The sequence below is a fragment of the Mitsuaria sp. 7 genome (assembly GCF_001653795.1).
Taxonomy (GTDB): domain Bacteria; phylum Pseudomonadota; class Gammaproteobacteria; order Burkholderiales; family Burkholderiaceae_C; genus Roseateles.
In genome coordinates, this window is the sequence record NZ_CP011514.1 from 511,260 (window position 1) to 523,305 (window position 12,046).

The following is a 12,046-nucleotide window of genomic DNA, read 5'->3' on the forward strand; positions in this document are numbered from 1 at the left end:
GGCAACTCATGTCACTGCCGCCTTCTTGTTGAAGCGCGCCTCGCGCCATTCCCCGGTGGCCAGCACCTGATGCAGATGCTCGACCGCGTCCCACGCGTCGGTGTAGCCGATGTACAGCGGCGTGAAGCCGAAGCGCAGGATGTGCGGCACCTCGTCGAGCCGCGTCGGGTCGCCGGCGCGGAAGTCGCCGATCACGCCGCGCTCGATCAGCGCCTGCACGACCGCGTAGCCGGTCGTCTCATGCAGCGGTGCCTTCAGCGCGAGGCAGACCTGGCTGCCTCGATGCGCGGCCTCGCGCGGCGAGACGACGTAGACGCCTTGCCCGCCGCAGCGCTGCTCGGCCAGGCGCGCGAAGAGCTCGGTCAACGCGATCGACTTCTCGCGCAGCGCGGCCATGCCACCGAAGGGCTCGGCCGCCAGCAGCGTGTCGACGCCGCACTCCAGCGCCGCCGTCGACAGGATCGCCGGCGTGCCGCAGATGTAGCGCTTGATGCCTGGCGCGGGCGCGTAATTCGAGGTGAACTGGAACGGCGCCGCATGGCCCAGCCAGCCTGACAGCGGCTGCCAGAAGCGGTCCGCGTGACGAGGATGCGCCCAGACGAAGGCGGGCGCGCCGGGGCCGCCGTTGAGGTACTTGTAGCCGCAGCCGATGGCGAAGTCCGCATCCGCGCCGTTCAGGTCGACCGGGATCGCGCCCGCCGAGTGCGCGAGGTCCCACACCGTCAGCGCGCCGGCCGCGTGCGCCGCGGCCGTCACCGCCTTCATGTCGTGCTTGCGGCCGGTGCGGTAGTTGACCTCGGTCAGCATGAGCACGGCGAGCTTGTCGTTCAGCAGGCCGGGGATCTCGTCGACGTGGTCGACGAGGTGGAGCGTCATGCCGAATTGCTCGGCGAGGCTCTCCGCGATGTAGAGGTCGGTGGGGAAGTTGCTGCGCTCGGAGACGACGACCGTGCGGCGGCCGTCAGCGTCGCCGGCCCTGACGATGCGCAGCGCCGCGCTCAGCACCTTGTAGAGGTTGAGCGAGGTGGAGTCCGCGACGATCGTCTCGCCGGGTTTCGCGCCGATCAGGCGGCCGATCTTGTCGCCGATGCGTGAGGGCAAGTCGATCCAGCCGGCGGTGTTCCAGCTCTTGATCAGGTCGCGGCCCCATTCCTCGGCGATCACCTGCTGCACGCGCGCCGCAGTCGCCTTGGGCATCGCGCCCAGCGAATTGCCGTCCAGGTAGAGCGTGCCCGCGGGCAGCGAGAACTGGTCCTTCAGCGGCGCCAGCGGATCGGCGGCGTCCAGGGCCAGGCAGTCTTGTCTAGTGGTCATCGATGTTCCAGATGATGTCGGAAGAGGGTCACAGCGAGCGCAGCACCGCGCGCACCGGCGACGCGCAGGCGCCGGCGAGCTTGAGCGGCAGCGCGATCAGTTCGTAGTCGCCTTCGGGCACGTCGTCGAGCACGAGGTTCTCCAGCACGCGCAGGTCCAGCCGCAGCAGGCGCTGATGGCTGTCCAGCGTCTTGCTGGTGGCGGGATCGACGCTCGGCGTGTCGAGTCCGATCAGCTTCACGCCGCGCGCGGCCAGCCACTCGACGGTCTCGGGCGCATAGGCGCTGAACTCGGGATTCCAGACGGTGTCCGCGCGCTCGTTGCAACGCACCAGCACACGCGCCGGAAGATCCTGCGCCGCGTGTTCCAGATGCTCGACGCGGATCAGCGGTCCGCAGCCGATCGCATGGATCACGCGGCAGGGACCGAGGTAGGGATCGAGCGCGACCTCCGCCGCGCTCGCGACGCCGTCGGCGTAATGCAAGGGCGCATCGGCATGCGCGCCCACATGCGGCGACATCGTGATCGCGCTCAGGTTCACCGGGCACTCCGGCGACAGCCGCGCGGTCCACTTCAGCGCGTAGGGCTCGTCGCCGGGAAAGATGGGCGCGTCGGGCGCCACCACCGGCGAGATGTCCCACAGCGAGCGTGGAGAGGATCGCTCGGACGATCGTTGGGAGGATGGGCTGGTTGACTTCATCTGCTGCTCCTGCCGGGCCTTCGGCTAGACGGCGCGCACCTTAGCGCGCGGTCCTGGACCGTGGTGTCGGTTAATTCCAACAAGGCCGGGTGCTTTGCGCAAGCCGCCCGGGGCGGCGACGTCGACGGGTTCAGGGTTATCTAGCGCCCGTCAATCGTTGACACCTCAACTATCCAGGCCTAAAGTGATCCCGTCAAGCAGTCCTCGCCCGACGCTCGCCGGGTTTTCCACCATGCGTATCACCTGCATCGGCGGCGGTCCCGCCGGCCTGTACTTCGCGCTGCTGATGAAGCGGCAGAGCCCGGCGCACGAGGTCACGGTGCTGGAGCGCAACCGCGCCGGCGACACCTTCGGCTGGGGCGTGGTGTTCTCGGACCAGACGCTGGCCGCGCTGCGCGAGGCCGACCCGAAGACGGCCGAGCAGATCCTGCAGTCCTTCAACCACTGGGACGACATCGCCGTCCACATCGACGGCCGCACGATGGTGTCCGGCGGACACGGCTTCTGCGGCATCGGCCGGCGCAAGCTGCTGGACATCCTGCGCGACCGCTGCGAGGAACTGGGCGTCGTGCTGCGCTACGAGACCGATGTCGCCGACGACGCCGACATCGACGCCGACCTGATCATCGCGGCGGACGGCCTCAACAGCCGTCTGCGCCAGAAGTACGCAGCGACGTACCAGCCCGACATCGACCTGCGGAACTGCCGCTTCGTGTGGCTGGGCACGACCCGGCTCTTCGACGCCTTCACCTTCGACTTCCAGAAGACCGAGTGGGGCTGGTTCCAGGCGCACGCCTACCGCTACGACGACACGCATTCGACCTTCATCGTCGAGACGCCGGAGCAGGTCTGGAAGGACGCCGGCCTCGAGGACATGAGCAAGGAAGAGGGCATCGCCTTCTGCGAGCGGCTCTTCGCGAAAGTGCTCGACGGCCATCCGCTGATCTCGAATGCGGCGCATCTGCGCGGCTCGGCGCAGTGGATCCGCTTCCCGCGTGTCGTCTGCAAGCGCTGGGTGCATCACAACGGCCGTGCGCCGGTCGTGCTGATGGGTGACGCCGCGCACACGGCGCATTTCTCGATCGGCTCGGGCACCAAGCTCGCGCTGGAGGATGCGATCGCGCTGGCGCGCGACATCGAGCGCCATGGCGGCGGCGTCGACAGCCTGCCCGCCGCGCTGGAGGCCTATGAAGCCACGCGCGCCATCGACGTGCTGCGCATCCAGAATGCCGCGCGCAATTCGACGGAGTGGTTCGAGAACGTCGACCGCCACGCGCGCCTGGCGCCGGAGCAGTTCGCGTACTCGCTGCTGACGCGCTCGCAGCGGATCTCGCACGAGAACCTGCGGCTGCGCGATGCGCGCTACGTCGGCGAGTACGAGTCGTGGCTCTCGCGACGCGCGGGCCTGGACCGCGCCGCGCCGCCGATGTTCACGCCTTTCCAGCTGCGCGGCACACGGCTGAAGAACCGCGTGGTCGTGTCGCCGATGGCGCAGTACTCCTGCGAGGACGGCCAGCCGGCGGACTATCACCTGACCCACCTCGGCGCCCGCGCGATGGGCGGCGCGGGGCTGGTGTTCGTCGAGATGACCTGCGTCTCGCCGGACGCGCGCATCACGCCGGGATGCCCCGGCCTGTGGAACGACGCGCAACGCGACGGCTGGAAGCGCATCGTCGATCACGTGCACCGCAGCTCCACCGCGAAGATCGCGCTGCAGCTCGGCCACGCCGGCGCGAAGGGCTCGACGCGCGTGGCCTGGGACGGCATCGACCAGCCGCTGGACGACGGCAACTGGCCCTTGATCTCGGCGTCGCCGCAGCAGTACCTGGACGGTGTCAGCCAGTGGTCGCGCGAGATGACCCGTGCGGACATGGATCGCGTGAAGGCGGACTTCGTCGCCGCGACACGGCGCGCCGCGGAGGCCGGCTTCGACTGGCTGGAGCTGCACTGCGCGCACGGCTACCTGCTGTCGAGCTTCCTGTCGCCTTTGACGAACCAACGTAGCGATGAATTCGGTGGTTCTCTGGAGAACCGCCTGCGCTACCCGCTCGAAGTCTTCGCGGCGATGCGCGCCGTGTGGCCGCAGGACCGGCCGATGTCGGTGCGGATCTCCGCGAGCGACTGGGTGCCCGGCGGCACGACGACCGAGGATGCGGTCGCCATGGCCGAGGCCTTCAAGGCCGCGGGGGCCGATCTCATCGACGTCTCCTCGGGTCAGGTGAGCAAGCAGGAGCGGCCCACGTACGGGCGCATGTGGCAGACGCCCTTCAGCGAAAGCGTGCGCAACCGCGCCGGCATCGCGACGATCGCGGTGGGCGCGATCTCCGAAGCGGACCACGTCAACAGCATCATCGCGGCCGGCCGCGCGGACCTGTGCGCGATCGCGCGTCCGCATCTGGCCAATCCGGCCTGGACGCTGACCGAGGCCGCGAAGATCGGTTACCTGTCGGGTCCGGGCCTGGACTGGCCGATGCAGTACCTGTCCGGCAAGAGCCAGATGGAGCGCGAGTTCGAGCGCCAGCGCGCCACGGGCGGCGGCGCCGCCGCGCAGGAACAGGCCAACAAGGCGCTCGGTGTCTGAGGCGGTGGTCATGACAACAGCAGACATCGGCACGACGGGACACATCGGCAAGGAGTCGGCATGAGCAACAGGTATCCGCTCGAAGGCCTGCATGCCGTCGTCACCGGCGGCGGCTCCGGCATCGGCGCCGCGATCGCGCAGGCGCTGATCGCCGACGGCGCGCGCGTCACGTTGATGGGCCGGCGCATCGGGACGCTGAAGGCGCAGCGCGACAAGCTCAACGTCGACGGCGGTCCGTCCGTCGAGCTGCAGGTCTGCGACGTCGGCGACGAGGCCAGCGTGCGCGAGGCCTTCGCAGCGGCAGTGGCCGCGGCCGGACCCATCGACCTGCTGGTCAACAACGCCGGGCAGGTCGAGACGGCGCCGCTCGCGAAGACCTCGCTCGATGTCTGGCAGCGCCTGCTCAACGTGAACCTGACCGGCAGCTTCCTGTGCAGCCGCGAGGTGCTCCCCGCGATGACTGAGCGCCGCTTCGGCCGCATCGTCAATGTCGCGAGCACCGCCGCGCTGAAGGGCTATGCCTACGTCGCCGCCTACTGCGCGGCCAAGCATGGCGTGCTCGGCCTGACGCGCGCGCTGGCGCTGGAGACGGCGCGCAAGGGTGTGACCGTCAACGCGGTCTGCCCGGGCTACACCGAGACCGACATCGTCGCCGGCGCCATCGACACCATCGTCGCCAAGACCGGCCGCACGGCTGACGAGGCGCGCGCCGAGCTCGCCTCGGTCAATCCGCAGGGACGGCTGGTCGATCCGGCGGAAGTCGCCGCGTCGGTGGCGTGGCTGGCGCGTCGCGACAGCGGTTCGATCACGGGCCAGGCGATCGCCGTCGCCGGCGGGGAGGTGATGTGATGCGCGACGCGACCCGGAATGACGACGAGTCAGACGCCGGCCCGGCACTCGTTCCGGACCTGGAGTCGCGCATGCACGACGGCGACCACCAGGCCCTGCGCGTCTGGCTGCGTCTGCTGGCCTGCACGACGCGCATCGAGGACCAGATCCGCCAGCGCCTGCGCAACGACTTCGGCACGACGCTGCCGCGCTTCGACCTGCTCGCGCAGCTGGAGCGCAGCCCTGACGGGTTGACGATGCGCGAGCTGTCGCAGCGGCTGATGGTCACCGGCGGCAACGTCACCGGCATCACCGACCAGCTCGAGGCCGAGGGTCACGTCGTGCGCGAACCGCATCCGTCGGACCGGCGCAGCGTCACCGTGCGCCTGACGCCGGCCGGCCGGCGCCAGTTCAAGCGCATGGCTGCGACGCATGAGGGCTGGATCGTCGAGCTGCTGGCCGGCTGGCCGCCCGAACAGAAGACGCAGGTGTACGAGCTGCTCGCGGGGCTGAAGGGCCACCTCGCGCAACTCGACGCCGCCCGCAAATGACCGTCACCGGCTCATGACCGCCATCGGCCACTGACCGCCGCAGACGAATCCAAGGAATAACAGGAGTACTCATCGATGGACAGCCATCTCATCAGCGGCAACACGCGCAGCCTGAAGGGCTTCGAGCCGAAGCACTTCAGCTGGCGCCAGGAGGGCGCGGTCGGCGTCGTCACGCTGAACCGCCCCGAGCGCAAGAACCCGCTGACCTTCGAGTCCTACGCCGAACTGCGCGACCTGTTCCGCACGCTGGCCTATGTGGACGAGGTGAACGCCATCGTCGTGCAGGGCGCGGGCGGCAACTTCTGCTCCGGCGGCGACGTGCACGAGATCATCGGCCCGCTGACGAAGATGTCCATGCCGGACCTGCTGGCGTTCACGCGCATGACCGGCGACCTGGTCAAGGCGATGCGCGCCTGTCCGCAGCCGGTGGTCGCCGCGATCGACGGCGTCTGCGCCGGCGCGGGCGCGATCATGGCGATGGCCTCGGACCTGCGCCTCGGCACGGCGCGCAGCAAGACGGCCTTCCTGTTCACCCGTGTCGGCCTGGCCGGTTGCGACATGGGCGCCTGCGCGCTGCTGCCGCGCATCGTCGGGCAGGGACGCGCGTCGGACCTGCTCTACACCGGCCGCAGCCTGGGCGGCGACGAGGCGCTCCAGTGGGGCTTCTTCAACCGCGTCGCCGAGCCGGACGTGCTGGAGGCACAGGCCGTGGCCTGGGCGGCCGAGATCGCCGCCGGTCCGAACTTCGCGCACGCGATGACCAAGCGGATGCTGCATCAGGAGTGGACCATGGGCGTCGACGAGGCCATCGAGGCCGAGGCGCAGGCGCAGGCGATCTGCATGATGACGCAGGACTTCCACCGCGCGTATCACGCGTTCGTCGCGAAGCAGCGGCCCGAGTTCAAGGGCGATTGAGGACGGCCATGAATCATCTGAAGCATCTGGACTGGCCGTTCTTCGAGGACAGGCATCGGGCGCTCGCGAGCGAGCTGGACGGCTGGTGCGCGCGCAATCTGGCGCACGGCTCCGTCGATCACGAGGACGTCGACACCAGCTGCAAGTCGCTGGTGAAGGCGCTCGGCGCCGGCGGGTGGTTGAAGCACGCCGTGGCGGGCGAGGGCGAGGCCATCGACACGCGCGCCATCTGCCTGCTGCGCGAGACGCTCGCACGGCATGACGGCCTCGCGGACTTCGCCTTCGCGATGCAAGGGCTGGGCTCGGGCGCGATCTCGCTGATGGGCACGCCGGCGCAGCGCGAGGCGTATCTGCCGCGCGTCTCTCGGGGCGAGGCGCTGGCGGCGTTCGCGCTCTCGGAGCCGGAGGCCGGATCCGACGTCGCCGCGATGCAATGCGCCGCGCGTGAGGACGGCGAACACTACGTGCTCGACGGCCAGAAGACCTGGATCTCCAACGGCGGCATCGCGGACTTCTACGTCGTCTTCGCTCGCACGGGCGAGGGCGAACGGTCCGAGGGGGCCGTTCGCGGCTCGCGCGGCATCAGCGCGTTCATCGTCGACGCCGGAACGCCGGGCTTCGAGATCGCCGAGCGCATCGATGTGATCGCGCCGCATCCGCTGGCGCGGCTGCGATTCACCGGCTGCCGCGTGCCGAAGACCGCGATGGTCGGCGCGCCGGGCGAGGGCTTCAAGGTGGCGATGCGCACGCTGGACGTGTTCCGCACCTCGGTCGCCGCGGCGTCGCTGGGCTTCGCGCGACGAGCCCTTGAGGAAGGGCTGAACCAGGCCAAGGAACGCGCGATGTTCGGCGCCACGCTGGCCGACCTGCCGCTGACGCAGGCCAAGCTGGCCGACATGGCCTGCACCGTCGACAGCAGCGCGCTGCTGGTCTACCGCGCGGCGTGGGAACGCGACCAGGGCCGCACGATCACGCGCGAGGCCGCGATGGCCAAGCTGATGGCCACCGAAGGCGCGCAGCGCGTCATCGACGCCGCGGTGCAGCTGCACGGCGGCCGCGGCGTGCGGCGCGGCGAGATCGTCGAATCCCTCTACCGCGAGATCCGCGCGCTGCGCATCTACGAAGGGGCCAGCGAGGTCCAGCAGCTGATCATCGGCCGAGACCTGTTGAAGAACGGCTGAGCACGAACGAGCACGCAAGCACGAGCACGGACAAGGACTTCCTCATGCATCGCACTGCCCACCAGGACACTTTCGCTCGCGACCACCTGCCGCCGCAGGACCAGTGGCCGGCGCTGGTCTTCGACCTGCCGGAGCTGCAGTTCCCGGAGCGCATGAACTGCGCGTGGGATCTGCTGGACCGCTGGGTGGACGAAGGGCAGGGCGGTCGGACCTGCGTGATCGGCGGCGACGGTCGCGGCGGCGAGATCCGCTGGACCTACGCCGAGCTGCAGGCGCAGGCGAACCGCATCGCCAACGTCCTGGTGAACGAGCTGGGTGTCGTGCCCGGGAATCGCGTGCTGCTCCGCGGCGCCAACACGCCGCAGATGGCCGCCTGCTGGTTCGCGGTGATGAAGGCCGGCGCGATCGCGGTCGCGACGATGCCGCTGTTGCGCGCGAAGGAACTCGGCCAGGTCATCGAGAAGGCGCGCGTCTCGCATGCGCTGTGCGACGCGGCGCTCGCCGAGGAGCTGGAGACCGCACGGTCGCAGTTCCCCGTGCTGAAGCGGGTGTGCCTGTTCCGCAGCGATGCGGCGGACGGACTGGAAGCGCTGGCCGAGCGCCAGCCCACGAGCTTCGACAACGCGGACACGGCGTCCGACGACTGCGCGCTGATCGCGTTCACCTCGGGCACGACGGGACAGCCCAAGGGCACGATGCACTTCCATCGCGATGTCATCGCGATCTGCCGCTGCTGGCCGGTGCATTGCCTGCGCGCCCGTGCCGATGACGTGTTCATCGGCAGCCCGCCGCTGGCCTTCACCTTCGGACTGGGCGGCCTGCTGCTGTTCCCGCTGAGCGTCGGCGCGACCGCGGTGCTGCTGGAGAAAGCGTCGCCTGATGCGCTGCTGCCGGCGATCGCGAAGCACCGCGCGACGGTGTGCTTCACCGCGCCGACGTCCTATCGCGCCATGGCGGCCCAGGCCGCGTCGCACGACCTGTCCTCGCTGCGCAAATGCGTGAGCGCCGGCGAGGCGCTGCCCGCCGCAACGCGCCAGCTGTGGAAGGACACGACCGGCCTGGAGATGATCGACGGCATCGGCGCGACCGAGATGCTGCACATCTTCATCTCGCACACCGAAGAGACGGCGCGCCCCGGCGCGACCGGCAAGCCGGTGCCGGGCTACCGCGCCCGCGTGGTCGACGACGACGGCAACGACGTGCCGCAGGGCAGCGTCGGCAAGCTGGCCGTGCTCGGTCCGACCGGCTGCCGCTACCTCGCCGATGACCGCCAGCTGAAGTATGTGCAGCACGGCTGGAACCTCACCGGTGACGCCTACCTCATCGATGCCGACGGCTACTTCGTCTACCAGGCGCGCACCGACGACATGATCATCTCCGGCGGCTACAACATCGCCGGCCCGGAGGTCGAGTCCGCGCTGCTCGCGCATCCGGCGGTGGCCGAGTGCGCGGTGGTCGGCGTGCCCGACGACGAGCGCGGCCAGGTGGTGAAGGCCTTCGTGGTCCTCAAGCCGGGCGCGATCAGCGGGACCGACGACGCCGCGCTGATCAAGGCGATCCAGGACTTCGTCAAGGCCACGATCGCCCCGTACAAGTACCCCCGTGCGATAGAGTTCCGCGCCAGTCTTCCCCGCACCGAAACGGGCAAGCTGCAGCGCTTCCGCCTGCGTGAGCAGTAACCGCAGTCTTCCGACCGACCGTCCCCCGATCGTCCCGTTCCCTCTCCGGAGAAGCCGATGAAGATGCCGTCGAAGTCCCCCGCGTTCCTGCCCGTCCAGACCGTCGTCCCTGCAGCGCTCACGGCGCTCACGGCGCGTGTGACGATCACCGCGCTCGTGACGCTCACGGCGCTGGCCGCGTCTGTCCCCGCTGCTCATGCGGCCGACAAGCTCAAGGTCGGCATGCTGAGCACGCTGTCCGGCGCGGGCGCCGGGCTGGGCGTGGACATCCGCGACGGCTTCGCGCTCGCGGTGCAGCAGAACGGCGGCAAGCTCGGCGGCCTGACGGTGGAGACCGTCATCGCCGACGACCAGCAGAACCCCGAGGTCGCCAAGCAGTCCGCCGAGCGCCTGCTCAAGCGCGACAAGGTCGACGTGATGACCGGCATCGTGTTCTCCAACGTGATGCTGGCGGTCGGCCCCGGCGTCTTCGCCGCGCAGGTGCCCTACATCAGCGCCAACGCCGGCCCGTCGCAGTACGCGGGCGAGCAGTGCAACCCGTACTTCTTCAACGTCGCCTGGCAGAACGACAACCTGCATGAGGCCATCGGCAAGACGGTGATGGACAAGGGCTTCAAGAAGGTCGTGGTGCTTGCGCCCAACTACCCGGCGGGCAAGGACGCGGTGGCGGGTTTCCGCCGCTACTACAAGGGCGCGGTCGCCGACGAGATCTACACCAAGCTCGGCCAGCTCGACTATTCGGCGGAGCTGGCGCAGGCCCGCGCGGCCAAGCCCGACGCGATGTACATCTTCCTGCCCGGCGGCATGGGCATCAACTTCATCAAGCAGTTCGTCGGCGCGGGGCTGTCCAAGGACATCACGCTGTTCGGACCGGGCTTCTCCGCCGATGAGGACGTGATCAAGGCCGTCGGCGAGCCGATGCTGGGCATGTTCAACAGCTCGCACTGGGCGCACGACCTCGACAACGCCGCCAACAAGCGCTTCGTCGCGGACTTCGTGAAGGCCTACGGCCGGCTGCCCTCGCTGTACGCGAGCCAGGGCTACGACGCGGCGCTGCTGATCGCCGCCGCGGTGCGCGACGTGAAGGGGAAGATCGAGGACAAGCCCGCGCTGCTGAAGGCGCTGAAGGCGGCGAAGTTCGAGTCGGTGCGCGGAGCCTTCCGCTTCAACCACAACCAGTACCCGGTGCAGGACTACTACCTGCGCGTGATCACCAAGGACCCGCAGGGCCGCGTGACCAACCGGACGCTGGGCAAGATCTTCGAGCAGCACGCGGACGCGTACGCGCCGCAGTGCAAGATGAAGTGATGGCGCAGGGACGTTGACGTGACCCGACGACCGCCGCTCGCGATGACGTCTTCCCGGAGCGTTCCGCCATGGACCTGATCCTCGTCGCCGAACAGGCCCTCAACGGGCTGCAGTTCGGGCTGATGCTGTTCCTGCTGGCCGCCGGCCTGACGCTGGTCTTCGGCATCATGGACCTGATCAATCTCGCGCACGGCTCGCTGTACATGATCGGCGCCTACCTCGCCGCGGCGGCGATCGCGGCGGGCGCGTCCTTCCTGGTCGCCGTGCTCGCGGCGGTCGCGGGCACGGCGCTGTTCGGCATGCTGCTGGAGGTGACGCTGCTGCGCCGGCTCTATCAACGCGACCACCTGAGCCAGGTGCTGGCGACCTTCGCGTTGATCCTCATGCTCAACGAGGGCGTGCGCATGATCTGGGGCGAACAGCCCTTGCTGCTCAACACGCCGGCCGCCTTGTCCGGACCGGTCGAGCTGCTGCCCGGCCTGATGTACCCGGCCTACCGGCTCCTGATCATCGGCGTGGGACTCGCGGTGGCCGTGGGGCTCTATCTGCTGGTGACGCGCACGCGCTGGGGCATGTGGGTGCGCGCCGGCGCGTCCAACCGGGCAATGACCACGGCGATGGGCGTGCCCGCGGACCGGTTGTTCACGGCGGTCTTCGGCATCGGCGCGGCGCTGTGCGCGCTCGCGGGCTCGCTGCTGGGACCGCTGCTGGCGGTGCAGGTCGGCATGGGGGAGAGCATCCTCATCCTGGCCTTCGTCGTGATCGTCATCGGCGGCATCGGCTCGATCCGCGGCGCGCTGGTCGGCGCGCTGCTGGTGGGGCTGGTGGACACCGGTTCGCGCACGCTGCTGCCGGCGGTGCTGCGGCAGGTCGCGTCGCCGGAGGTGGCGTCCACGCTGGGCCCGTCGATCGCGGCCATCCTGATCTACGTGCTGATGGCGGCGGTGCTGTTCTGGAAACCGCGCGGCCTGTTCCCCGCGAGAGGCTGA

Annotated in this window: 10 protein-coding genes; 8 read left to right on the plus strand and 2 right to left on the minus strand. The window is 69.5% G+C overall.

Annotation, left to right across the window (positions count from 1 at the left end; translation table 11 throughout):
- Positions 1–6 precede the first annotated feature (6 nt).
- Complete coding sequence (gene kynU, locus ABE85_RS02365) at positions 7–1,314, minus strand: kynureninase (protein WP_067269733.1); 1,308 nt, start codon at positions 1,312–1,314, stop codon at positions 7–9.
- Between the two features lie 28 nt (positions 1,315–1,342).
- Complete coding sequence (gene kynB / locus ABE85_RS02370; protein ID WP_067269735.1) at positions 1,343–2,014, minus strand: arylformamidase; 672 nt, start codon at positions 2,012–2,014, stop codon at positions 1,343–1,345.
- 232 nt (positions 2,015–2,246) lie between these two features.
- On the opposite strand from kynB, the gene ABE85_RS02375 reads away from it, so the two are divergent.
- The 8 genes from ABE85_RS02375 (at position 2,247) to ABE85_RS02410 (ending at position 12,046) form a co-directional block, all read left to right on the plus strand.
- A complete protein-coding gene (locus tag ABE85_RS02375) occupies positions 2,247–4,595 on the plus strand; it encodes a bifunctional salicylyl-CoA 5-hydroxylase/oxidoreductase (protein ID WP_067269737.1) in 2,349 nt (782 codons plus the stop codon).
- Between the two features lie 60 nt (positions 4,596–4,655).
- The gene (locus tag ABE85_RS02380) at positions 4,656–5,444 is read left to right on the plus strand and encodes an SDR family NAD(P)-dependent oxidoreductase (protein ID WP_067269739.1); all 789 of its coding nucleotides are present in this window, start codon (positions 4,656–4,658) and stop codon (positions 5,442–5,444) included.
- Entirely contained in the window at positions 5,444–5,974 is a 531-nt protein-coding gene (locus tag ABE85_RS02385; protein WP_067269741.1) for a MarR family winged helix-turn-helix transcriptional regulator, read from the plus strand. The genes ABE85_RS02380 and ABE85_RS02385 overlap by 1 nt, the downstream gene beginning before the upstream one ends.
- A 75-nt stretch (positions 5,975–6,049) precedes the next feature.
- The gene (locus ABE85_RS02390) at positions 6,050–6,889 is read left to right on the plus strand and encodes an enoyl-CoA hydratase family protein (RefSeq protein WP_067269743.1); all 840 of its coding nucleotides are present in this window, start codon (positions 6,050–6,052) and stop codon (positions 6,887–6,889) included.
- Positions 6,890–6,897: 8 nt separating this feature from the next.
- Positions 6,898–8,070, plus strand: a complete 1,173-nt coding sequence (locus tag ABE85_RS02395; protein WP_067269745.1) for an acyl-CoA dehydrogenase family protein — start codon at positions 6,898–6,900, stop codon at positions 8,068–8,070.
- 44 nt (positions 8,071–8,114) lie between these two features.
- Positions 8,115–9,749, plus strand: coding sequence for a benzoate-CoA ligase family protein (locus ABE85_RS02400; protein WP_067269747.1), 1,635 nt, complete (start codon positions 8,115–8,117; stop codon positions 9,747–9,749).
- Between the two features lie 57 nt (positions 9,750–9,806).
- Positions 9,807–11,057, plus strand: a complete 1,251-nt coding sequence (locus ABE85_RS02405; RefSeq protein WP_082938248.1) for an ABC transporter substrate-binding protein — start codon at positions 9,807–9,809, stop codon at positions 11,055–11,057.
- Between the two features lie 68 nt (positions 11,058–11,125).
- On the plus strand, positions 11,126–12,046 hold the full coding sequence (locus tag ABE85_RS02410; protein WP_067269750.1) for a branched-chain amino acid ABC transporter permease: 921 nt from the start codon (positions 11,126–11,128) through the stop codon (positions 12,044–12,046).

Coding starts and splice junctions, on each gene's coding strand:
- kynU (WP_067269733.1), bottom strand. CDS start 1,314: ATGACCACTAGACAAGACTGCCTGGCCCTGGACGCCGCCGATCCGCTG.
- kynB (WP_067269735.1), bottom strand. CDS start 2,014: ATGAAGTCAACCAGCCCATCCTCCCAACGATCGTCCGAGCGATCCTCT.
- ABE85_RS02375 (WP_067269737.1), top strand. CDS start 2,247: ATGCGTATCACCTGCATCGGCGGCGGTCCCGCCGGCCTGTACTTCGCG.
- ABE85_RS02380 (WP_067269739.1), top strand. CDS start 4,656: ATGAGCAACAGGTATCCGCTCGAAGGCCTGCATGCCGTCGTCACCGGC.
- ABE85_RS02385 (WP_067269741.1), top strand. CDS start 5,444: ATGCGCGACGCGACCCGGAATGACGACGAGTCAGACGCCGGCCCGGCA.
- ABE85_RS02390 (WP_067269743.1), top strand. CDS start 6,050: ATGGACAGCCATCTCATCAGCGGCAACACGCGCAGCCTGAAGGGCTTC.
- ABE85_RS02395 (WP_067269745.1), top strand. CDS start 6,898: ATGAATCATCTGAAGCATCTGGACTGGCCGTTCTTCGAGGACAGGCAT.
- ABE85_RS02400 (WP_067269747.1), top strand. CDS start 8,115: ATGCATCGCACTGCCCACCAGGACACTTTCGCTCGCGACCACCTGCCG.
- ABE85_RS02405 (WP_082938248.1), top strand. CDS start 9,807: ATGAAGATGCCGTCGAAGTCCCCCGCGTTCCTGCCCGTCCAGACCGTC.
- ABE85_RS02410 (WP_067269750.1), top strand. CDS start 11,126: ATGGACCTGATCCTCGTCGCCGAACAGGCCCTCAACGGGCTGCAGTTC.